Source organism: Psychrobacillus sp. FSL H8-0483 (assembly GCF_038637725.1).
Taxonomy (GTDB): domain Bacteria; phylum Bacillota; class Bacilli; order Bacillales_A; family Planococcaceae; genus Psychrobacillus.
Window position 1 is genome coordinate 241,223 of sequence record NZ_CP152052.1, and the last position, 23,640, is coordinate 264,862.

The 23,640-nt window shown below is 36.9% G+C and carries 19 protein-coding genes; all 19 read left to right on the forward strand.

Annotated elements, in window-relative coordinates; all coding sequences use genetic code 11:
- The first annotated feature begins 33 nt into the window (after positions 1 to 33).
- Positions 34 to 630 (forward strand): phosphonate C-P lyase system protein PhnH, encoded by a 597-nt coding sequence (gene phnH, locus MHB48_RS01250; protein WP_342599785.1) that lies wholly within the window; start codon positions 34 to 36, stop codon positions 628 to 630.
- The gene (locus tag MHB48_RS01255; RefSeq protein ID WP_342599786.1) at positions 630 to 1,745 is read left to right on the forward strand and encodes a carbon-phosphorus lyase complex subunit PhnI; all 1,116 of its coding nucleotides are present in this window, start codon (positions 630 to 632) and stop codon (positions 1,743 to 1,745) included. The genes phnH and MHB48_RS01255 overlap by 1 nt, the downstream gene beginning before the upstream one ends.
- Complete coding sequence (locus MHB48_RS01260; protein WP_342599787.1) at positions 1,735 to 2,601, forward strand: alpha-D-ribose 1-methylphosphonate 5-phosphate C-P-lyase PhnJ; 867 nt, start codon at positions 1,735 to 1,737, stop codon at positions 2,599 to 2,601. The genes MHB48_RS01255 and MHB48_RS01260 overlap by 11 nt, the downstream gene beginning before the upstream one ends.
- Entirely contained in the window at positions 2,594 to 3,433 is an 840-nt protein-coding gene (locus tag MHB48_RS01265) for an ATP-binding cassette domain-containing protein (protein ID WP_342599788.1), read from the forward strand. The genes MHB48_RS01260 and MHB48_RS01265 overlap by 8 nt, the downstream gene beginning before the upstream one ends.
- 14 nt (positions 3,434 to 3,447) lie before the next feature.
- Entirely contained in the window at positions 3,448 to 4,629 is a 1,182-nt protein-coding gene (gene phnM / locus MHB48_RS01270) for a phosphonate metabolism protein PhnM (RefSeq protein ID WP_342599789.1), read from the forward strand.
- Positions 4,630 to 4,649: 20 nt separating this feature from the next.
- Complete coding sequence (locus MHB48_RS01275; protein WP_342599790.1) at positions 4,650 to 5,372, forward strand: ATP-binding cassette domain-containing protein; 723 nt, start codon at positions 4,650 to 4,652, stop codon at positions 5,370 to 5,372.
- Positions 5,362 to 6,165 (forward strand): PHP domain-containing protein, encoded by an 804-nt coding sequence (locus MHB48_RS01280; RefSeq protein WP_342599791.1) that lies wholly within the window; start codon positions 5,362 to 5,364, stop codon positions 6,163 to 6,165. The genes MHB48_RS01275 and MHB48_RS01280 overlap by 11 nt, the downstream gene beginning before the upstream one ends.
- Positions 6,166 to 6,294: 129 nt before the next feature.
- Positions 6,295 to 7,335 (forward strand): PhnD/SsuA/transferrin family substrate-binding protein, encoded by a 1,041-nt coding sequence (locus MHB48_RS01285; RefSeq protein WP_342599792.1) that lies wholly within the window; start codon positions 6,295 to 6,297, stop codon positions 7,333 to 7,335.
- A gap of 92 nt (positions 7,336 to 7,427) precedes the next feature.
- On the forward strand, positions 7,428 to 8,201 hold the full coding sequence (phnC, locus tag MHB48_RS01290) for a phosphonate ABC transporter ATP-binding protein (RefSeq protein WP_342599793.1): 774 nt from the start codon (positions 7,428 to 7,430) through the stop codon (positions 8,199 to 8,201).
- 12 nt (positions 8,202 to 8,213) lie between these two features.
- Positions 8,214 to 9,002 (forward strand): phosphonate ABC transporter, permease protein PhnE, encoded by a 789-nt coding sequence (gene phnE, locus MHB48_RS01295; protein WP_342599794.1) that lies wholly within the window; start codon positions 8,214 to 8,216, stop codon positions 9,000 to 9,002.
- On the forward strand, positions 9,002 to 9,862 hold the full coding sequence (phnE, locus tag MHB48_RS01300) for a phosphonate ABC transporter, permease protein PhnE (protein WP_342599795.1): 861 nt from the start codon (positions 9,002 to 9,004) through the stop codon (positions 9,860 to 9,862). The genes phnE (MHB48_RS01295) and phnE (MHB48_RS01300) overlap by 1 nt, the downstream gene beginning before the upstream one ends.
- Before the next feature lie 202 nt (positions 9,863 to 10,064).
- A complete protein-coding gene (locus tag MHB48_RS01305; RefSeq protein ID WP_342599796.1) occupies positions 10,065 to 10,826 on the forward strand; it encodes a tyrosine-protein phosphatase in 762 nt (253 codons plus the stop codon).
- 185 nt (positions 10,827 to 11,011) lie between these two features.
- A complete protein-coding gene (locus MHB48_RS01310) occupies positions 11,012 to 14,242 on the forward strand; it encodes a helicase-related protein (RefSeq protein WP_342599797.1) in 3,231 nt (1,076 codons plus the stop codon).
- 9 nt (positions 14,243 to 14,251) lie between these two features.
- Positions 14,252 to 15,007, forward strand: coding sequence for a DUF4391 domain-containing protein (locus tag MHB48_RS01315; protein WP_342599798.1), 756 nt, complete (start codon positions 14,252 to 14,254; stop codon positions 15,005 to 15,007).
- A complete protein-coding gene (locus MHB48_RS01320; protein ID WP_342599799.1) occupies positions 15,008 to 16,912 on the forward strand; it encodes a site-specific DNA-methyltransferase in 1,905 nt (634 codons plus the stop codon).
- 13 nt (positions 16,913 to 16,925) lie between these two features.
- A complete protein-coding gene (locus tag MHB48_RS01325) occupies positions 16,926 to 19,919 on the forward strand; it encodes a DEAD/DEAH box helicase family protein (RefSeq protein WP_342599800.1) in 2,994 nt (997 codons plus the stop codon).
- A gap of 283 nt (positions 19,920 to 20,202) precedes the next feature.
- Positions 20,203 to 21,321, forward strand: coding sequence for a DUF4145 domain-containing protein (locus MHB48_RS01330; RefSeq protein WP_342599801.1), 1,119 nt, complete (start codon positions 20,203 to 20,205; stop codon positions 21,319 to 21,321).
- A 78-nt stretch (positions 21,322 to 21,399) separates the two neighbouring features.
- Positions 21,400 to 21,627 carry a PC4/YdbC family ssDNA-binding protein gene (locus tag MHB48_RS01335; protein WP_342599802.1) on the forward strand — a complete coding sequence of 76 codons (228 nt, stop codon included), beginning with the start codon at positions 21,400 to 21,402 and terminating at the stop codon, positions 21,625 to 21,627.
- Between the two features lie 255 nt (positions 21,628 to 21,882).
- Entirely contained in the window at positions 21,883 to 23,322 is a 1,440-nt protein-coding gene (locus tag MHB48_RS01340; RefSeq protein WP_342599803.1) for an HD-GYP domain-containing protein, read from the forward strand.
- Positions 23,323 to 23,640: the final 318 nt, after the last annotated feature.

Consider the following 23,640-nt stretch of genomic DNA (forward strand, 5'->3'; position numbering starts at 1 on the left):
AAAAAGACAAAATTAATGACCAGGAGAGATAGTATGGCGATTGATCAAGTACATGATTTGCAGCAAGTTTACAGAAAAATATTGCACAGTATGTCACGACCTGGAACGATTTCCACCTTATCTGAACTAGCAGAACGAGTGGATTTCAATCTTCCGTGTAATGAAGCGACCATCTTAACTGCGATGGCATTTCTAGATGCAGAAGTTACATTTCACATTCTTTCAAAAGATCAACAAAATTTAATAGAAAAAATTTCAGAATATACATCTGCAAGATATGCACCGATTAATGAAGCAGACTTTGTCATTGTACTGCGTGAAGATACAGATACGGCAATTCAAACTGCGTTACTACAATGTAAAAATGGCAACCTCATTGATCCGCAGCAATCATCGACATGGATTATCGAGAGTTCTCCGTTATCTAATGCAGGTGAATTGACTTTAACTGGACCCGGAATCCAACATACATCTCAATTGGACACGAGCTTTAAGCCATCTATGTGGCAAGCGAGAAATGAACGAACGAAGGAATATCCACTGGGAATAGATTTAATTTTCACGGATTCGAATGCACAAATCGTATGCATTCCTCGGACGACTTCCGTAAACATGATGGGGGTGAACTAATGGGTTACGTTCCAGTAAAAGGTGGTACTCAGGCAATTGAAGCTTCTATTAAACGATTAAAGTTTGAACGTCTAAAAGGCAAAGAAATCATAGAAATAAACACAGTTATGTCGACTATGCGTGCAATGGTAGATCAATTGATGTCTGAAAGTAGTTTGTATTCCCCTTACTTGGCTGCATTAGCGATTAAGCAAGCAGAAGGAAGTATGGAGGAAGCGGTTTTCCTTATGCGTGCTCATCGTTCCACCTTGCCACGTCCCTATTACAGTCAAACGGTTGAATCGGAAACGATGTTCGTCGAAAGAAGAATTTCTGCAAGTTTTAAAGATATCCCAGGTGGTCAATTATTAGGTGCAACATATGATTACACCCACAGATTGCTAGACTTTGATCTAATAAAAGAAAACACAGAAGATAACATGCAATGGCTACAGAATTACCAAGAAGAATTGCAAAATATAGAGAAGTTGGAAGAACTTATGTATTTCCCTAAAGTAGTGGATTATTTGCGTGAAGAAGGACTTTTCGAAAAACACGAAGCAAATAACACACCTCCTATCGATATTACAAAGCAAAGTTTACAATTTCCAACAACGCGTAGTGAGAGGCTGCAAGTGCTAACGCGAGGGCAAACAGGTGCTGTTACATCTCTAGGATACGCCTCACTAAGAGGATATGGGCAAGTTCATCCGACTGTTGGAGAGGTACGTGTAGGTGCTGTTCCGATTTATGTAGAACATCCAAACGAGACCGAGCAGAGCAAAGAAGAAGAGTTTTATATCGGAGAAATCACGGTGACCGAAGTGGAGTCGTTTGTTCCAACGAAAGTGAAAAATGAAAACAACGAATATGTACTGGAGTTTGAAATCGGTTATGGCATTTGTTATGGACAAAATGAAACGAAGGCTATTGCTATGAGTATTTTAGATCAATGTCTCGAGCATACAGAATCTGATTTCCCAACTCATGATGAAGAATTTGTTTTATTGCACATAGATTCAGTGGAATCGACCGGTTTTATCTCTCATTTGAAATTACCGCATTATGTTACGTTCCAATCTAAATTAGACAGTATGCGCCAAGTGAAGAAAGGGGTGCAGAAAATTGAAAGCTAAAACTCATTTTGCTTTTTTCGATGAAGGATCTAAAAAGGAAATTCGTCGTGCCATTATGAAAGCAGTAGCAATTCCCGGATATCAAGTGCCATTTGCTTCAAGAGAAATGCCGATTGCACGTGGTTGGGGTACAGGTGGATTACAGATCACTCTTTCGATTATTGGGAAGACGGATGTACTAAAAGTGATTGACCAAGGAGCAGACGAGTCGGTCAATGCGGTCAATATAAAAAAACTGGTCCAAGAAACAACTGGTGTAGAGCTAACGGATCAAACGGAAGACGCTGATATTATTCAGTCAAGGCACCGTATACCAGAAGTTGCTCTAACAAAAGAGCAAATTATTGTTTTGCAAGTTCCGGAACCAGAGCCACTTCGAAAAGTGGAAGCAAGAGAATATATAACAAAAAGAATGCATTCCGAAGATGATTATAGTGGTGTGTGGTTAATGTTATTCGAACAAATTATGAAATACGGCAAGACGGCTACAGCTGCAGATCACCCGGTATACGTGAATCAGCGGTATGTGATGGCACCTAGCCCGATCCCTAGATTTGATAACGCAAAGATGCATCAATCGGAAGCTTTAATCTTACTTGGGGCAGGTCGTGAAAAGAAAATATATGCTGTACCACCTTATACAAATGTCGAATCTCTTGCTTTTGAGGACTATCCATTTACGGTGGAATCGTTTGAAGGTGAGCATTGTCATTTATGTGGTTCAACAGAGATCTTTTTGGATGAATTGATTGATCATCAAACAGGAAAAACCATCTATCAATGTAACGACACAAGCTACTGTATGGATCAGTTGAATAAGAAAGAGGAAGCTGAGGTGCAAACCAGCTATGCATGAGGAACCAATATTAGAAGTCAGAAACTTACGAAAGCAATTTGGCACAGGATGTCGAGAATGCTCGGAACTTGAGACGAGAAAACTGGAGAAAAACTTCTGTAAGCATTGCGGCACGGTTTATGCATGCCAAGATATTTCATTCGATTTGTATCCCGGAGAAATTTTAGGGATTGTTGGGGAAAGTGGAAGCGGAAAATCTACGATGATGCAATGTTTGTATTTTGATGCAGAGGTATCTTCAGGAGATGTATATATCAACGACGCGATATTAGCAGGGCAAAACGTTTTTGAACTGTCTTCCCAGCAAAAACGTTCCATTCGAAACCATATTTATGGCATGGTGTATCAAAATCCAATGCATGGTTTGAAAATGAACTTCTCTTCTGTCGGTAATATTGCGGAAAAACTAATTGCGGCAGGTAATCGAAACGTAGCGGAAATGGAAGCAACGAGCAAAAGGCTACTGGAAAGCGTGCATATTCCTTTGCATCGAATGAAAGAAGAACCACGAAATTTCTCTGGTGGGATGCAACAGAGAGTTCAAATTGCGAAGGCTTTATCGAATAATCCACCAATCTTATTTTTGGATGAAGTAACAACTGGTCTCGATTTATCTGTACAAGCAAATGTCCTGGATTTAATTAAAAAAATACAACGGGATTTAGGTATCAGTATGATCGTTGTATCGCATGATCTAGCGGTGATCCGCATGCTTGCAGATCGCACGATTGTCTTGCTGAACGGAAAAATTATCGAAGAGGGATTAACAGATCAAGTTTTAGAAGACCCACAACATGAGTACACGCAACAATTAGTTTACTCATTATTATAGGAGGATCGACCACTTTGTACATTATTCATAACGGGAAAATCATAACGGAAGAAGCAATTATCGAAGGATTTGCGGTTGTCGTGGCAGATGAAATCATTCAAGCGATTATCCCACAGGAAGAAGTTGCAACTTATTCAAAGGCACACCTAATAGATGCAAGAGGTGGATATATTTCTCCTGGATTTATCGATATCCATTCTGATTATATTGAGACGATTGCGTCACCGCGACCGACTAGCATGATGGATTTCAATATTAGTTTACGAGAAGCTGAAAAAATATTGATTAGCCATGGGATTACGACAATGTTCCATTCCCTATCTTTTTACCGTGAAGACGTTTTTACCCATAAACCGATGCGTAATCCGAACAATATCCAACGAATGGTGGATGCCATTGACGCAACGCATAACGAGCTGCACTTAATCCGCCATCGCTTACATGCACGTTTTGAAATTGATAATGTCGATGAGATTGATACACTTGTTCGAAATATGGAAGATGGCAAAGTGCATTTATTATCTTTTATGGATCATACACCAGGGCAAGGGCAATATCGCAATCTAGAAGTGTACCGTGAAACTTTAAAGGGATACCGTGATATTTCAGATGATGATGTGAATGTTTTAATTGCGGAACGACAAAGTACGGAGTTTTTAACGATAGAAAAAATAAAAGAAGTGGCAGATATCGCTTTATCAAGAGGGATTGCGGTCGCATCACATGACGATGACGATATAAAAAAATTAGAGTTAGTAAAATCATTCGGAACAACGATTAGTGAGTTCCCTATCACACTAGAGGTTGCTAAACGGGCGAAGGAAATCGGTTTGCATACCATTGCAGGGGCTCCAAATGTGCTACTCGGTGGTTCGCACTCTGGCAATTTATCAGCAGCAGAAGCGATTGCGCATGATTGTGTAGATATTCTTTGCAGTGACTATTACCCGGCTGCTCTCTTGCATGCCATATTTGATTTGCATGAAAAGCACGGAAATGATTTACACAAAATGTTTATGATGGTCACGCTAAATCCTGCAAAAGCTGTACGCATGGACGATGAGTTGGGTTCTATAAAAGTCGGGAAGAAAGCCGACCTTCTTGTGATTGAAAGAATGGAAGACGGTTATCCAATGCTAACTGGAACAATGGTGAATGGTGTTTTAATAACGACAACCAATTACCGGATTAAATAGTAAAGCGAGGAGGAAACAATATGCCGATGCTAGAAATAAAGGAATTTGGCAAGCGATTCACCATTCATCATTTAGGGAAAACGATGCCTGCGATTGAACATATTAATTTCTCCTTGGAAGCTGGAGAATTTATAGGAATTGTAGGGAAGAGTGGCAGTGGGAAATCTACTATATTGAAAAGTATTTACCGCTCCTATTTACCCGATACAGGCGGGATCTTATATAACTCAAGTCGTTTTGGGGACATCGATTTGTCGACCATTCCCGAAAGACAGATGTTGTATTTACGAAAGTATGAAATTGGCTACGTGTCCCAATTTTTAAATGTCATGCCGAGAACCACCTGCAAACAGCTCGTTATAAATGCCTTACTGGAAATGGGCGAATCAAAGGAAGTTGCTCTTGTAGAAGCGGAAAAAGCATTAACTCATTTTGAATTAGATCCAAAACTATGGGACAGCTATCCAAATACTTTTTCTGGCGGTGAAAAACTGCGCTTGAACATTGCTATGGCAACGGTTAAAAACCCAAGGTTATTATTGTTGGATGAACCAACTGCTAGTCTAGATCAGCAATCAAAACTAAAGGTTCGTGAAATCATCGAGAAGTTGAAAAACAAAGGAACAACCTTAGTAGGTATTTTTCATGATATCGAATTTATGGAAGGTCTTTGTGATAAGGTTTTCGATATGCAAACAAGGCAACTGACTGTTGCGAAAGAAGTTGTTGGCAATGAAAGCTGATTTACATGTTCACAGTCGATACTCGGACGGTTCAGATCTTGTAGAATCGGTAATGAAAACGGCAAGTAAGCAAGGGGTAACGCATATTAGTTTTGTCGATCATGACACGGTTAAAGGCCTACCTGAAATAATCAAACTTGGTGAAAAATACGGCATAAAGGTGATACCTGGTATTGAAATTTCAGCTTACGACTTTAATCGAAACCGTAAAGTACATGTGCTGGGATATAACTATCATCCGGATGCTACCCACATACAGAAGATTTGCGAACCGCTACTGGACCGACGTCAGGCTCATTCTATTTGGCAGATAGAACAAATTACAACTGCTGGATATGAACTGGACATAGAGGCAATAAAGGAAACCGCTAAGCCTTCCGAGACCATTTACAAACAACATATTATGCACCATCTCACCGATGCGGACTATTCATCTTCTGAATATAATCAACTTTATAAAAGGTTATTTAAAGGAGACGGTGTTGCTGCTGGGGATATCGAGTATATAGACGCTTTTGAAGCTGTGCAAGCAATTGTTGCAGACGGAGGACTAGCTGTCGTGGCGCATCCTGGTCAGTTAGATTCCTATGACATTATTCCAGAGCTTGTAGAGGTTGGCTTAGGGGGAATAGAACGGAATCATCTAGATCATACAGATGAAGACTATCAAAAGGTGGAAGTTATAGCTGGAAAATATGGATTGGTCATGACGGGTGGTACAGATTTCCATGGTTTGTATGGAGCAACTATTGAAATTGGGGCTATTGTGAGCCCTTCATTCAACGAGTTGTAAAGAAGGTTAATAGTATTTAAAGATACTGTAAATTTACACAATTGGAAAATAATTTATGTTTAAATGTAAAAGTACGACTAGGTAAGAATCTTGCACTGCCATTTTATTTAGCGAAAAGGAGAATTATTAATGAAGAAAAATTGGTCTATCATCAGCCTGTTTTTAGTAGTTGCTCTATTGTTATCTGCATGCTCAGAAGGAACTGCTGGAGCGAAGGAGTCGAAAGTGGACGACGTGATCACAATCGCTTGGTACCCAAATGAATCTGGTACAGATATGAAATCTTCACGTGATGAAATTGGTCGAGTAATTGAAGAAGCTACTGGTAAAAAAGTGGAACATCAGTTAACTACTGATTACGCAATTGCTATTGAAACATTAATAAACAACAACGCAGATCTTGCTTTCATGGGAGCGCAAGGTTATATCGAAGCTAAGAATGGAAACGATGCTATTCAACCATTAGTTGTACCTACTGGTAAATCAGGTACGTTAGATGATGCATTATACCATAGCTGGTTAGCTGTAAATGTAGATGCACAAGATGATTTCAAAGTAGACGGAGAATTTTCTTTAGATACACTAGAACAAAAAAGTATGTCATTTGTTTCAAATAGTTCAACATCAGGATTTGTGGTTCCATCATCATCAATTATCGCTCATTATGCAGAGAAGTCAGGCTTTGAAAATTTAGTACCAGAAGATTTGATGGAAGGCGGACCTCTTTTCTCTCAAGTATTATTCGGTAACTCACACCAAGGTTCTGCAGTAAATCTATTAAGTAACAATTCAGAGGTAGCGGCTTTCTGTGATACTTGCGTAGAAAACTACGTAGATGTGGTGGAAGGTGAAAAAAACAAAGCTGGATCCGTTTATAAAGTAAAAGATGACGCAGCAGAGCCTTTTAACACAGTACCAGGTAAAGAATTTGTTTTGATGTCTGTAACTCCGGTATTAAACGCACCATTCGCAGCAAATTTAGAAGCTTTAGGTCAAGAGGATTATGATACATTGCTAGAACTATTCACTTCAGATGAAGTGGCAAACAATGAAAAAATCTTTGTTCCTAAAGATTCAGGACAACCAGGATTATTCTTCAAAACGGAAAGTGAAAGATTCGCAGAAGTGGAAGACGCATGGTTTAACCCAATTCGTGAGCTTTCTAAATAAAAAAATGAATGGCATTAGTAAGGAATTAGAGTATGCATGCGATTACGTGCATGCTCTAATTTTATAAATTAGCTTAAAGGGAGTCGAATCATATGTCCTTAGTTAAAGTGGAGAAGTTAGGGAAATCATATAACGCAGAAACGAAAGTTTTAAAGGACGTTAGTTTTGAGGTAGGAGCAGGAGAATTTGTTTCCATCATTGGGTCATCAGGGGCAGGGAAATCAACACTTTTACGCTGTATTAATCGAATGGTTGAAATCGATGAAGGAAAAGTCATTTTTGATGGTCTAGACGTAGGGACTTTGAACAAGAAAGAACTACGCAAAATGCGTACGAACATTGGCATGATCTTTCAACATTATAATCTCGTGCCGCGTTTATCGGTGATAGAAAATGTGCTACATGGTCGATTTGGATATAAAACAACGCTTCAAGGTATTCTGGGAAGGTTTTCAGAAGCAGAGAAGGAGCATGCCTTTTTCCTTCTTAAAAAATTAGGAATAGAAGAACATGCTTATAAACGATGCGATCAGCTAAGTGGAGGTCAACAACAACGTGTAGGTATTGCTCGCTCACTTATTCAAGAGCCAAAAATCGTTCTTTGTGATGAACCGATCGCTTCTCTTGATCCCAATGCATCCAAAGTGATTATGGATTATTTAAAAATGATTACGATGGAACTTAATATTACTTGCATCGTGAATTTGCATCAAGTGGAAGTTGCACGTGAATATTCTGATCGCATTATTGGTTTAAGTAAAGGGAGCATCGTATTTGATGGACCAAGCTATAGACTGAATACAGACAGTACAGACTTAATTTATGGAACAAAAACTGTAGAGAAAAGACAGTTAGTAACTGTGTAAGGAGCAACCAAAGTGAATGAAAAAGTAATGAGAAACCAGCGGAAATGGCAGACGATACTATTTGCCACCATTATTATCGTCTTGACGTATTTATCATCTGACATAACGAACTTTAATATCATTCATGGAATTGCAACGTTACCGAATGCCGTTACTTGGATATTCTCCAATATGATTGTTACCCAAGAAACCCTAGAAAGACTGCCGAAGATATTAGAAAAATTAGCCGAGACTATCCTTATGTCCATTGCAGCGACGACAACTGGGACTGTTGTTTCTCTCTTTTTAGGATTAATGGGATCTAAAACAACAGGAACGAGCAGAGTGTTAGGCATTTTTGCACGCTTCGTAGCATCTGTTGCACGAAATATTCCAGTCGTTGCTTGGGCATTAATATTGTTGCTTTCATTTGGTCAAAACTCGGTAACAGGTTACTTGGCGTTATTTGTTGGATCAGTTGGATTCTTAACGAGAGCATTTATCGAATCCATTGATGAAGCGAGTCACAGTGCAGTGGAAGCATTGCAAGCAACTGGAGCCACATACTTTCAAATTGTCTATAAAGCAGTTATTCCCCAATGTTTGCCACAGATGATTAGCTGGATTTTGTTTATGATCGAGACGAACATCAGAAGTGCTACACTCGTTGGTATTTTAACTGGTACTGGAATTGGGTACTCATTCGACCTCTATTACAAAACCCTTAACTATAATGCAGTAGCACTAGTAACACTTAGTATCGTCATTTCCGTCATTGCTATTGAGTTAATTTCAAACCATATACGGAAGGTGATTCTATAATGGAAGCAACAACTACCACTACATCGACATATATCAAAAGAAAATCAGATGGCCGTATCTCTCTTAAATCAGGTAACAAAGTGGAACGCGTGATGAAATGGACCATTCTACTACTTACTGCTCTAACCATTTTAGCGTTTCTGTTTTTTAACTATACGGGCTTGGATTTAGCGACAGCTATCCCTGAAACCATTTATAACTTGAAAACGATGTTCTTAGAACCAGCATTAACTCATTTCACATGGGGAGAAGCTATTTATCAAGTAGGGATTACGCTTGGATTAGCATTCCTTTCGACGATTTTAGGAGCGGTCATTGCGCTTTTCCTAGCGTTAATGGCGGCAACTAATCTATCCAACAAGTGGGTATCTCAAACGATTCGAATCGTGGTTGCTTTTATCCGAGCAGTTCCAACCGTATTATGGGTATTAATTTTTGCAATTGCAGCAGGGCTAGGAAGTGAAGCTGCCGTTCTAGGTATGCTTTTCCACTCTATTGCATATTTAGTAAAAGCTTTTTCAGAAGCGTTTGAAGAAGTGGATAAAGGAATAATGGAAGCGCTACGTGCAACAGGAGCCAATTGGTGGCATATTGTGACACATGCTGTCTTGCCGTCCACCTTCACGTATCTGTTATCCTGGACGTTTTTACGATTTGAAATTAACTTCTCTGTAGCTGTAGCAATGGGAGCAGCAGCAGGAGCGGGTGGTATTGGCTTTGAATTGTTCATGGCATCTGGCTTCTACTTTGATATGCGCGAAGTCGGGTTAATCACCTATATGATTTTACTTTTAGCGATTATTTTAGAGTTAACTTCTACTAAATTGAAAAGTCGTTACTTCCCAGCCTCAGCCAAATAAACGAAAAAGGATTTTCCGGTTTAGATGGGAAATCCTTTTTCCTATGAAATGGAATAAATGATCCGATGCGAGAGCAAAGACGACAGACTCCAGGGCAATCGAGCGCCCAACGGATAGTTTAACAGAGCCTTTACCACCGATTTGTAAGAAGGTAAAGAAGGGTAAATGCTTATAAAACATACAACGATATAAGGAGGATCTTATGAATAAACTATTAAATGCAATACAGTTTGAAGCCATTCACAATTTTCGAGATATGGGTGGCTACAAGTCTAAAGATGGCCGTACAGTAAAAGAAGGGGTACTATTTCGCTCTGGTGAATTAGGAAATATGAAAGAAGTTGATCTGGAAAAGCTTCAACAATTAAGTTTGCATACTATTTTTGATTATCGTGATGAAGTGGAGGCACAAACCAATGTAACCCCTCTTATTGGTGGAGTAAACAATATTCGTATTCCTGCACAAAAACAAAATGAGACCCAAACTGCTGCCATGAAAGAAATATTAAAAAATGAAGCATTTTCTAATATAGATGAACACTCATTTACTTTATTTTACGTTGAATTACCGATAAATAATGCTTCCTATAAAAAGCTAGTAGAGATTTTTGTTGAGGGGAAGGGACCATTATTACATCACTGTACAGCAGGTAAAGACCGCACTGGAGTAGGAGCAGCAATTATTTTGATGATTTTAGATATTCCAATCGAGACCATTATCGAAGATTACTTAAAAACGAATGAATTTTTACAAGAAAGTACACCAAAATGGTTAGAAAAAATGAAGGTAATAATTCAAGACGATGAAACAGTGGCAATACTTGCAAGCTGTAGAGAAATCTATATTCAAAGCGCATATAATAGTATTTTATCGGTGTACGGGAGTGTAGATGCATATTTACTGGAGGAATTTGGGATAGATGCAGGTGTAAGAGAGAAAGTGAAATCACATTACTTAGTTTAACCAATTTAGTGAAGGCAATATAGAACATGTCCGCGATTGCGGGCTTTTTTTTTGAAATAAATAGCGTCTACGAATGAGACCAAACTGACTTTTATTGTTAGATGGAAAACTATAGCGATATGATAAAATATTTGTATAGATTACTTCTTGCCTAAAACGACAATAAGTAGTGAGGAGTGAAAAGAATGGTAGTTGCAATGCTTGATAATAAAAGAAATGGAAGTGTAGGCGAAGCTTTGATTCCACATTTAAAAAGGGGATCAAAAGTATCGATCATGTCATCTCTATTCAGTATTTATGCTTTTGAACATTTGAAAAAAGAACTGAACAGTGTGGATTCCGTTAGACTTCTTCTATCAGAACCAGCTTTCACGAACAAGCCCTACAGTGAAAATGATACAAAAAAAGTCAGACTGGAAAAAGAAGCTGCATTAGCAGGTACTCCACAAGAATATTACCTTCGAAATAATTTGAATCAGGCAAAGATAGCTAAAGAGTGTGCAGAATGGTTGAAACAAAAAGTGGAAATAAGATCCACAACTGAACTAAATTCAGGATTAAATCTGATTATCTCACAAGAATCTAAAGGGGAAGGAGCAAGCATTCAAGGTTCTTCCCCATTTACTGCAGAGGGACTAGGGTATGTATCCTCTCCTACCCTGTTTATGAATACATACATAACGGAAACAAAAGACTACATTACTTGGTTCAATGAAATTTGGAATGATAAAAATAAAATCGAGCCGATTAAAGAAGAGCTATTAAAAAGACTCGAACTACTATATCGAGAACAAACCCCTGAATTCCTATACTTTGTTACTCTTTATAACATTTTTCAAGAATACATAGAAGACTTTTCAGAGGAAGAAATTATTAAAGAAAAAACAGGATTCAAAGACACGTCTATTTGGAATAAGCTTTACAAGTTTCAAAAAGATGGAGTGTTAGGTGCAATTGATAAGTTAGAAAAGTATAACGGGTGTATTATTGCGGATAGTGTAGGACTCGGTAAAACATTTGAAGCCCTAGCTGTTATTAAATATTACGAACTTAGAAACGATCGTGTACTGGTGCTTTGCCCTAAAAAACTTCGTGAAAACTGGCTAGTCTATACGCAAAATGATACTAGAAATAGTTTAAGTTCTGATAGATTTAACTATGATGTGCTGAATCATACAGATTTGAGTAGATATGAAGGGTTATCAGGTGACATTAATTTATCCACCATTAATTGGTCAAACTATGACTTAGTTGTAATAGATGAATCACACAATTTTAGAAATAACCAAGCTCGTAAAGATAGAGATACACGTTATTCGAGAATGATGAAAGACATCATACAGGCTGGTGTAAAAACGAAAGTGCTCATGCTTTCAGCAACTCCAGTAAATAACAAAATGAACGATTTGAAAAACCAAGTTGCCTTTATAACCGAAGGAAAAGATAACGCATTGTCCGCAGCAGGTATCGATAGTGTCGAATCAACGCTTCGGAATGCACAAATGGTTTTTAATAAATGGCTCAAATTAAGTGAAAATGAAAGAACTTCTGAAAATCTTCTCGAGCTACTAAACTTTGACTATTTTCGGTTATTAGATACACTTACGATTGCTAGATCTAGAAAACATATTGAAAAGTATTACAATATGAGCGAAATTGGAAAGTTTCCAGAGCGCTTAAAGCCTATCAATATCAAAGCAGATATAGACGAAGAAGGTTCCTTTCCAAAAATAAGTGAGATTAATAAAGTGATCAATCGCTTAACTTTAAGTGCCTATGCACCATTGAAATATATACTTCCAGAAAAAGAATTAGAATACAGCAAGAAGTATGACTTGCGTTTAAAAGGCGGTTCTGTGTTTAAACAAAAAGACCGTGAGTCGAGCCTTATTCATTTAATGCGCGTTAATATGTTAAAGCGGATGGAAAGCTCTATAAGTTCGTTTGGCTTTACTGTATCTACATTACTAAGAAGAATAGATGATTTAATCGTGAAATTAGAATCAAGTAAAGGTAATGCGAGGACAGATGTATCTATTCAGGATATCAATTTTGATGATGAAGAATTCGACAGTCAACTAATAGGGTCTAAAGTAAAAGTATTATTACAAGACGTCGATCAAGTAAAATGGCTTGGAGATCTAAAAGATGATCAATCAAAGCTAGAGAGTCTTCTTAAGGAAGCAGCGAAAATCAATGCAAATCGCGATGCTAAATTGAATCTATTGAAGCAGACAATTTCAGATAAAATAGACAACCCCTTAAATGATGCCAATAAAAAAGTGTTAGTATTCACCGCATTTGCCGATACTGCAACTTATCTATACGAACATCTTTCCCTTTGGATGAAAGAAAAATATGGACTTGAAACGGCACTAGTTATTGGTTCTGGAGGGAACAAAACTACCCATTCCACAATTTCACGTGACCTGAATTCTATCCTGACTAATTTTTCTCCGAAATCGAAAGAGCGAAGTAAAACAAGTTATAGTGAAGCTGCTGAAATAGATTTATTAATAGCAACGGATTGTATTTCCGAAGGACAGAACTTACAAGATTGTGATTTTCTCGTAAATTATGATATCCATTGGAACCCAGTACGCATCATTCAACGATTTGGACGAGTAGATCGATTAGGTTCAGTAAATGACGTCATTCAACTAGTTAATTTTTGGCCTAATATGGAGCTAGAAGAGTATATTGATTTAGAAAATCGTGTAAGTGGACGTATGGTTCTACTAGATATTTCAGCGACAGGTGAAGAAAATGTCATCGATGATTCTAATGGCAAAATGAACGATTTGGAATACCGTTCCAATCAGTTGAAGCAACTACAAGAAACAGTACTTGATCTAGAAGATATTTCAGGAAGCATCTCTATTACAGATTTAACGTTGAATGACTTTAAAATGGACTTGATAAGTTATATGGAGGGGAATAAAGAGGAAGTTTCGAATGCCCAACGTGGGTTATTTACAATAGCTGACAAAGCAAAGCTACCAGAGGGATATCGGGAAGAGGGAGTTATTTTCTGTCTCCGCCATACGGAACAAAACAATCATATTAATGAAAAAAGTGCTCTGTATCCTTTCTTTTTGGTTTATATGGATAAAGACGGTGACGTCAAACTTAGTCATAGTAAAACAAAACAAATCCTCGATCTTTTTAGAAAAGCATGCCAAGGGGAAACGAATGTGTATCCAGATTTAATCCAGTCATTTAATGAAGAAACAAGCAATCAAGAAGATATGGGGAATTACACATATCTATTAAAAAAATCGACTGAATTTGTACTTGGTATCGTAGAGGAAACAGGAATGGCCTCATTATTTTCGTTAGGTCAAACAGCAGTACTTCAAAACGTCGCTTCTTCCACAGACGATTTTGAGGTTATTTCATTCTTAATCATAAAGTAGGTGCTTTTAATGAAAGATGAACTAATGGAATGTTTAGATTTTCCAAAGAAAAGCATTGTCAATCGAATATTAGCTAAAAACATTATTGCGCAATCAGCAGATTTATCGCCAAAGGAAAAAGAGTACTTGACGAACGAAATTGAGCGAGTTTATATTCTAGCTTCTCTAAATGAGCCAAGCACGAACATTCCGGTTTTTAAATCAGAACAATACCGATACGAAGAAATTTTATGTTTGTATGTGCAGTTACGTTCAACAACAAAATTGGAGCATCTTAAAAAGATGTTCCATGCTATTTTTCCAAATCCAGTATTACTTGTTTTCGAATCTCCAGACAATAAGTTAATGATCAGCACATGTCATAAGCGCTTAAACTTACAAGATATAAGTAAAGTAGTGGATGAACAAATTAAATCTACTGATTGGTTCCATATAGAAAAAGAATTTGAAAAGTTCATCCGTTCCATTACCTATCGTCAACTGTCATTCATCGATTTGTTCCAACTGTATGATTCTTATCATTCTCATATTCGACTAACTAAGTGTGTGCAATATATGGATAACTATCCGAAAGAGGTATCCAGTTTAGATGAACTACTAAATCATTTAGATCTAATAGAACAGGTGGATCATTCGATAGAATTATTAAAAAAACAACAGAAGAAAGCAATAGAGTTTAATGAAAAGATGGAATGGCATATGAAGATAAAACGAGAAGAAAAAAAGAGAACGAAAGAAATTGAAACACTGAAAGGTATGATTTAAATGGAAAAATTAGAAGGAAAAACGTTAGATGTCGTGAAAGACAATGTGGAAAAACTTCAAGAGCTATTCCCAGAAGTTTTTACAGAACAAAAGATAGATTTTGAAAAACTAAAGCTCGCTTTAGGAGACCGTGTACAATCAGAAAAAGAAAGATATGAATTTACATGGAACGGAAAAACAGAAGCGATTCAAATGGCACAAAAACAATCAACAGGAACCCTACGTCCTTGCCAGGAAGAGAGCGTGGAATGGGATACGACGCAAAACTTATATATAGAAGGAGATAACTTAGAAGTCCTGAGACTCCTTCAAAACTCGTATAGAGATAAAGTGAAAATGATCTACATTGATCCGCCATATAACACTGGAAAAGATTTTGTCTATAAAGATAACTTCCATAACAATATTAAAAACTATACAGAAATGATGGAGGAAAGCTATAAATCCAATGCGGAGACAAATGGAAGGTATCATACGGATTGGCTAAATATGATTTATCCAAGATTGAAGTTAGCAAAGAGTTTATTGAAAGATGATGGAGTTATTTTTGTCAGTATTGATGACTCGGAGCAAAGTAACCTAAAAAAAATAATGGATGAAATATTCGGGGAAGCAAATTTTATTGCCTCTGTCACGAGAAATACAAATAGTGCAAAAAACCAAGCCATCTTTTTCTCTGTAAGTCATGATTATTGTTTGGTCTATGCTAAAAATATTGGTAGCTTAAATGTAAAATATGCCGAAAATAAATGGGCAGTAGCCAAAAATAATGTGAATGATTATTTAAGAAAAATTGAAGAGCTTCGAAATATGAATTTAAGCCATGATGAAATTACGGAAGAATTAAAACAAATTACGAAATATCCTCGATTTACGGATTTTGTGAACTACTGGTATATGGACGATAAAGGAGTGTACCAAAAAGATAATCTAGGTGGGGTAAAGAACGGGAACATTGTAACTATCATGAATCCTCTTACTTTAAAGGAAGACCCGATTCCTCCAGGAGGATTTAGATATAGTGCAGAGAAACTGCAACAATTAATAGGGGAAGATAGAATTCATTTTCATATAGATGGAAGCCTTCCTAGACTTAAAAGATATTTAACAGATAATCTAGAGCAAAGACCAAAATCCATTATGTCAGATGACCAAAGACCGGACTATTCTTTGTTAAAAGAGTTCAATACACCATTTGATAATCCAAAACAATTAAGCTTCATTAAGCGATTACTAAGCATTTTTGAAAACGATGAAATTTATCTAGATTTCTTTTCGGGATCAGCAACAACAGCCCATGCGGTCATGGATTTAAATGCTGCAGACGGAGGTAGCAGGAAATTTATTATGGTGCAGATTCCAGAAACAACGGATGAAAAGTCAGATGCTTACAAAGCGGGTTATAAGAACATTTGTGAAATCGGTAAAGAACGTATTCGACGTGCTGGTTTAAAAGTAAAAGAAGAAAATAAAGATAAAGACGGATTAGACAATCTGGATTTTGGATTTAAAGTTTTCAAGTTAGATGAGACAAATTTAAAAACGTGGGATGAGGATGCAGAGGATATTGAAAATAATCTCTTATTCTTTGAAGGAGCAGTAAAAGAAGGGCGTACGCAGGAAGATGTACTTTATGAGATTTTATTGAAGTACGGCATTCCTTTAACTGTGCCAATGGAAGAAGAAAAAGTGGGAGATATTACTTCATTCTCAGTAGGGTTTGGTTATTTAGTGATTTGTTTGGATAAAAATCTAACAACTAAAAATATAGAAGAACTAGTCTTACATTACCCAGAGTGTAAACGTATGGTGTTTTTAGATGATGGATTTGCGTCTGATGAGGCGAAAATTAATGCAGAACAACTATTGAAAAGAAGTGGTGTCGATGACATTCGAGTAATTTAAGGAGGTGCATCAAATGAAGATTAAATTTGATAAACAACAGTATCAGTTTGATGCAATTCAATCGATTACGGATCTTTTTAAAGGTCAATCAAGTAATGTATCCAATTTTACTGTTAGTATGGGCGATATTGTGGGTTCAGAGGTTACCGCTTTAGGTGTAGGAAATAAACTAGAGCTATCCGCGTTAGATGTAATGGAAAATTTACAAGAAGTACAAGTTCGAAACCATTTGAAAAAAGATCACCATATTCAAGATTGGAATTTCACGATTGAAATGGAAACAGGAACAGGGAAAACGTATGTCTATACACGTTCTATCTTTGAACTAAACAAGCTATACGGCTTTACCAAATTTATCATAGTTGTTCCGAGTGTTGCTATTCGTGAGGGAGTTTATAAATCTCTTGAAATGACGGAAACTCATTTTAAAGAAGAGTATCCAGGTCAAAACTGTCATTTCTTTAAATACGATTCGTCGAATTTAGAGCAGGTGAGAGACTTTGCTACCAGTACGAATATTGAAGTAATGATTATTAATATAGATGCGTTCCGTAAAAGTTTTGATGATCCGGAGAAAGACAATAAAGCAAATCTTATTCACCGAGAACGAGACACGATGAATGGCATGCGCCCTATTCAGTTCATTCAAGAAACGAATCCAATTGTCATTATTGATGAACCTCAAAGCGTAGATAATACGGCTACTGCTAAAAAAGCAATTGCTTCCTTAAATCCAATGTGTAAGCTTCGTTTTTCCGCAACACATAAAGAAACGTATAATCTTATCTATAAATTAGATGCAGTCGATGCCTATGATCAGAAGTTAGTGAAAAAGATTGAAGTACTTTCGGTTACTTCTGGAGATGATCATAACGATGCTTATATAAAACTTGTGAGTGTATCAAACAGTGGTGGATATAAAGCCAAGGTAGAAATAGATGAACAGAAAAAAGATGGCACAGTAAAACGTGTTGTAAAAGAAATAAATCCAAGTACGAAGAGTAACTTATTTACAATCTCAGGCGAACGCGACTTGTATAAAGGGTATGTTCTAGAAGGTATAAATGCAGAACCAGGAAATGAATCCATTGAATTCGCGAATGGAAAGTTCCTAAAAATAGGTGGTGTCATCGGTGGTTTGGATGATCAACAACTAAAAAGATTACAAATTAGAGAAGCCGTTCGTGCACATTTAGATAAGGAATTATCACTTGTTCATAAAGGAATTAAAGTTCTGAGCTTATTCTTTATTGATCGAGTGGAAAATTATCGCATATATCCTGAAGGTTCTTCCTGGAAAAAGGGAATTTATGCAACCATGTTTGAAGAGGAATATAACAATCTTATGAAACTTCCAAAATACCATACGCTATTAGAGGAAAATCAGTATTTAGCAAACCAAAAAGCTTCTGAAGTACATGATGGTTATTTTTCGAAAGATGGAAAAGGTAAATACAAAAATAGTGCTATGAGCAAAACAGGGGAACTTCGCAGTAATAAAGAGGATGAATCCACTTTTGAACTAATCATGAAAGAAAAAGAAAAGTTACTAAGCTTTGAAACACCTTTACGATTTATCTTTTCCCACTCAGCTTTAAAAGAGGGTTGGGACAATCCGAATGTCTTTCAAATATGTACGCTGGTAGAGTCAAAAGATCCTCTAACGAAACGACAAAAAATTGGGCGTGGTCTTCGATTACCTGTAAATAAAGATGGGATCAGACAATACGATCAAAATTTGAACATATTGACTGTCATCGCAAACGAATCTTACCATGACTTTGCAGAAAGTCTTCAAAAAGAAATGGAAGAGGAAACTGGCGTTAAGTTTGGATTCATTGAAGAACAAACCTTTGCCACGCTTACAATTGAGGATAAAGAAACAGGTAAAGAAATAGAGATTGGCTATGAGCGTTCGGCAGAAGTGTTTGCCTATCTGGTAAAAGAAAACTATGTTTCTAAAAATGGAGAAGTGAAAGAAAAGTTAAAGAAGGAATTGTCAGAAGAGGAATTCCGAGTACCAGAAAAGTTCACGGATATTCACTATGGCATAACAGAAGTATTAAAGAAATCGATCAAAAAGCTTCCTGTTTTCAAAAAGGACGATCGTGTAGATATCCAACTGAACAAACAAGTTTTCTTGACCGATGAATTCAATGAACTATGGGACCGTATCAAATATAAAACGACATATTCTGTATCATTGGATTCCGAAAAATTAATAGAGAAATGTGTAGAAAAAGTAAAAAAATTAGAAGAGATTTCAGCGCGCAAAATTCGAACGGAAAAAGCAGATATTCGTACTGAACGCAAGGGGATAACGGGAGAAGGGAAGGGCTTCCGAGTTACGGAACTAAAAGAAGAGAAACGGAAACTTCCAGATATACTACGTTATTTACAAGATCATACAACGCTGAAAAGAAAAACATTAATAGATATTTTAATTCAGTCGGGAAGACTAGATGACTTTAAAAAGAATCCACAAGCATTTATGGAAGCGGTAGTAAAAATTATCCATAAGGAAAAACAAAGTATGATTATTGATGGGATTAAATATGAAAAAATCGGTGAACAGGAATATTTTTCCCAATCCTTATTTGAAGAGCAAGAACTGATTGGATACTTGAAAAAGAATACATTAGAAGTATCGGGTGAAAAATCGGTCTATAACTATATTCAATACGACTCGGACGTTGAAAAGGCATTTGCGGAAGACCTTGATAATGATGAAGACGTAAAGCTATTCGTGAAACTACCGTCTTCCTTTGTCATTGGAACACCACTCGGCAACTACAATCCCGACTGGGCAATCTTATTAGATAAAGATGGAGTAGAAAAACTCTTCTTCGTCATCGAAACAAAAGGTACAACGGACTTAGATGGACTCCGAAACCGAGAAAGCGCAAAAATCAAATGCGGTGAAAAGCATTTCGAAGCGCTACAAACAGATGTGGCATACAAAGTTTCCGATAGCTATGAAGCGTTTAAAGAGAAGGTTAATTACTAAAAGAATGAATGTGAAAGAAAGAATGGAGGGGCTAACTTGTTTTTTTGTAGTTAGTCCCTTATTTTTGAAGATATTGCTGGTATCTTTTACTGTTGTTCTTAGCGTTTATATTATTGTAGAATCCGCGCGAGACTCCTGCGGGAAAGCGAGCCAGACGAGACCCCGCAGTAAACATGCGGATTCTACACAATAACAACAGTGTTATTTATTAGCCCTTAAAAATAACCTGAATGGTAAAATGTGATTATCGAAAGATTATTATCTACTCGGAGGGAAACATAGCATGGAAAAGCCTGCTTATTTTTATCAATATCTTGAACCGATGTCCAAAGAGCTTGCATTGGTTGCACGTGAACTAGAAAATAGTATTTTCACAAGTCCACGGACGATGCTAACGCATGCGCGAATATTTGTAGAAAATATACTCCAACAGGTGATTCGAGCGGAACAGTTGCCTGACGAACCCTGGACAAACTTGAAGGATCGAATTGACTTACTTAACCAAAATGGTTATTTGACTCCTGAAATTCGAGATGGTCTTCATTTTGTTCGACAAACTGGGAACCAAGCCGCGCATGATACGCGAATGTTTCGCTACTCGGAAGCATTATTGTCATGGGAATCGGTGTATCGCATTGTGAAATGGTATGTGGAAGTGTACGGTCCAGTGGATTTTGTGGTTCCAGCTTATCAAGATCCATCTCCACAGATGACACAATCGTATGAGATTACCGAAATCGAAGAACGCCTCAAGTCTTTAGAGAAATTGCTTATTTCTTCTTTGCAAAAACCTATTGAAGAATCTAGTATTACCGAAGTGGCCGCAACTGTTGTCGATACGCCTTTACAACCTGAACGTCCAGGTTTCACAACAATTCGAACACTTACATATAAAAACCAACAAATAGAAATTCCGTACTTCTTACGTGACGCATTCCTCTTGCCTCAAAGGTTTGCAATTTCGGAGACATTTCTTATTAGACTGGGAGCAGAGCAGCAAGCACGAATCATGAGCGAATTACCTAATAATCTAGATGGAATCCATAAGCATGTGAAACGCTACAATGAGAAGAATGACGAAAATCTCTTCGAGGAATTAAAAATCTTTATCGAGGAAGAGAAAACACGTAGACAGCTTACAATTGAACGACCAGGTGAGTTATTCTTTTTTTATAAAGATGACTATATCGTTGTCACAGAGGGGTTGTCTAAGATACCTCTCACAACAGATGAATTCACTGGAATTCCCAATCTACTTAGACAGCTAAACGAAGATCAAATGGAAACGGTTCAACAATTACCAAAAGAGCTCGTTATTCTAGCCAAATATGAAAATGTAGGGATTGGGATAGTTGGAAAGTTATTTGAACAGTTGAAAGAGAAGCAACAAAGTAAAGCGTAGTGATTTATAAATGGATGGATTTACAATGAGTAATATATGCTTAATAAAGCATTTTAACTAAGAAGGGATGTAAATATAATGGCAGAAATTAAATACGATATTAAGGAAACGATTTCGGTGTTGTCTGAGGGAAGTAAAGGATGGACGAAAGAGCTGAATTTGGTTAGCTGGAATGACCGAGAAGCGAAATACGATATTCGAGAATGGTCAGAGGACCATGAAAAAATGCGTAAGGGTGTTACGTTTACACTATCGGAATTGCAGGCTTTGAAAGCTGCATTAAATGAATTGCAAGATTTAGATTAAAGAAATGTACTATAAACCCTATAAAAACCAGCCAATAGAAAGCAATTTTCTATTGGCTGGTTTTGTTTATACTGGTCCAAGTAAATCTATTTATTTTCAGCCCACTAACAATTTTATTAGGTACCGAAATGAAAATTTTATTGAATTTTTTGTCGAATTCTCTAGAAAGTTTATGTCGAAATATGTATAAACTTGTTATAATACGTACAGATACTAGTATTATTTACATATTTTTTGAGCCTTGGAGGCAATTGAATGAAAAATTATAGCTTTGTTGGACCAATAATCGCCATGACCTTACCCCTAGTCCTATTTCTTTGTTTAAGATTTGGACTTATGACAGATCCGTATTTAATGAACCTTAAAAGACACTTTTACATAGTAAGTGCTATCGCGTCTTTGTCTACGATTATTGCCATAGCAGTAGGGATTGCGGGTAAAAGATTGCGTAATATTAAAGTAAGCTTTTTGGCATTGTCTTTTATTTCACTTGCGCTGCTGTTTTTATTGCATGGTTTATCAACACCTCATTTATTGCTTCCTGAAACGGATTTAGCGGGTGTTGCAGCGCAGTTGAGTATGTTACTAGCAACGATTTGGTTGTGGCTTTCCTCGCTACCTTCCGACAATAAGTTAGTTGAATTGTTATCTGGAAGGCATAAGTTGCTTCTTCCCGTTTGGATTGTCTTAATGAGTATTGTGGTGATCATTGGTATGTTTTTTCCTCATATCATTGTGCCATTATATGTACAATCGTTTGAATTGGCGATCATATTTATTACTTTATTATTAAATCTTATTACGATGTTTCGTTATTACCAGACATACAGATTTTCCCGTTTTCCACTTCAACTTGCCATTGTCTATATCACCGGATGGTTTATGTTAACCCAAATTATTATGGTTACAGGAGAGACTTGGCGACTAAGCTGGTGGATCTATCATTACCTATTACTTGCTTCGATGATTGTGATGCTAATTGGGTTAGTAAAGCAGTATGCTACAAAAGGTACATTAATCTCTGCCATGCGAGCTCTATTTACGAATGATCCTTTTGAAAGAATTACGAACAGTATTTCTCCAAGTGTGAAAGATTTAGTGATAGCAACAGAGAAAAAAGATAAATATACCGTAGGCCATACATTTCGAGTAACAATGTATGCACTGCATTTAGCAGAAGAACTTCAGTTAAAACCAGAGCAGCTTCGCGTGATAGCACAAGGTGCATTAGTCCATGATGTCGGGAAAATTAATATTCCAGATGATATTCTAAATAAACCAGGAAAACTTTCCAACGAGGAAAGAGAAATAATTGAACAGCATCCCGTAAGTGGTTACGAGATGTGTAGAGAACTCGGGTTTATGAAAGAGGAACTAAGTATTATTCGTTCTCACCATGAAAAATGGGACGGAAGTGGGTATCCGGACAGGCTTATGGGAGATGAAATTGATTTGTTAGCGAGAATCGTGGCGGTAGCAGACGTGTATGATGCGCTGACTTCCGAGAGATCTTACCGTAAGGCATGGTCCCATAACGAGGCAATGAATGTATTAGTAGAGGAAAAAGGGAAACATTTTGATCCGACATGTGTAGATGCATGGGTGTCCCTATGTGAACGAAACTCATCTGTTTATCTATACCCTTCCACTGCTATTAATGATGATACGACTGGTGACTTGATTTCTACAATTTAGGAATATTTTTATCAAACTTAAACTTTTTTTTTACACCCTTGCACATATGCTTGGGTGTATTTTTTATGAATGCACACTCACAGAAATCATTCATCAGTAAAATAAAATGCTTGGTGTCCTAATTTAGGGTTATGAGCATTTTTTAATTGTTAAAGTAATGAAGAACAACGTCTAAAAAGCTAATAATAAGTCGTACAATCGTGCTATTTCACTTGCACACAAATGTAAAAAATGTAAAGTATCCATTAATTTTTTGGGATTTGTAAAATATTAGTTAAAAGACTGTAAATTTCCTTTTTTAAGTAATTCTTTATGTTT

Coding starts and splice junctions, on each gene's coding strand:
- MHB48_RS01340 (WP_342599803.1), top strand. CDS start 21,883: ATGAAAAATTATAGCTTTGTTGGACCAATAATCGCCATGACCTTACCC.
- MHB48_RS01255 (WP_342599786.1), top strand. CDS start 630: ATGGGTTACGTTCCAGTAAAAGGTGGTACTCAGGCAATTGAAGCTTCT.
- phnH (WP_342599785.1), top strand. CDS start 34: ATGGCGATTGATCAAGTACATGATTTGCAGCAAGTTTACAGAAAAATA.
- MHB48_RS01330 (WP_342599801.1), top strand. CDS start 20,203: ATGGAAAAGCCTGCTTATTTTTATCAATATCTTGAACCGATGTCCAAA.
- MHB48_RS01305 (WP_342599796.1), top strand. CDS start 10,065: ATGAATAAACTATTAAATGCAATACAGTTTGAAGCCATTCACAATTTT.
- MHB48_RS01310 (WP_342599797.1), top strand. CDS start 11,012: ATGGTAGTTGCAATGCTTGATAATAAAAGAAATGGAAGTGTAGGCGAA.
- MHB48_RS01325 (WP_342599800.1), top strand. CDS start 16,926: ATGAAGATTAAATTTGATAAACAACAGTATCAGTTTGATGCAATTCAA.
- phnE (WP_342599795.1), top strand. CDS start 9,002: ATGGAAGCAACAACTACCACTACATCGACATATATCAAAAGAAAATCA.
- MHB48_RS01280 (WP_342599791.1), top strand. CDS start 5,362: ATGAAAGCTGATTTACATGTTCACAGTCGATACTCGGACGGTTCAGAT.
- phnC (WP_342599793.1), top strand. CDS start 7,428: ATGTCCTTAGTTAAAGTGGAGAAGTTAGGGAAATCATATAACGCAGAA.
- MHB48_RS01315 (WP_342599798.1), top strand. CDS start 14,252: ATGAAAGATGAACTAATGGAATGTTTAGATTTTCCAAAGAAAAGCATT.
- MHB48_RS01335 (WP_342599802.1), top strand. CDS start 21,400: ATGGCAGAAATTAAATACGATATTAAGGAAACGATTTCGGTGTTGTCT.
- MHB48_RS01265 (WP_342599788.1), top strand. CDS start 2,594: ATGCATGAGGAACCAATATTAGAAGTCAGAAACTTACGAAAGCAATTT.
- MHB48_RS01275 (WP_342599790.1), top strand. CDS start 4,650: ATGCCGATGCTAGAAATAAAGGAATTTGGCAAGCGATTCACCATTCAT.
- MHB48_RS01285 (WP_342599792.1), top strand. CDS start 6,295: ATGAAGAAAAATTGGTCTATCATCAGCCTGTTTTTAGTAGTTGCTCTA.
- MHB48_RS01320 (WP_342599799.1), top strand. CDS start 15,008: ATGGAAAAATTAGAAGGAAAAACGTTAGATGTCGTGAAAGACAATGTG.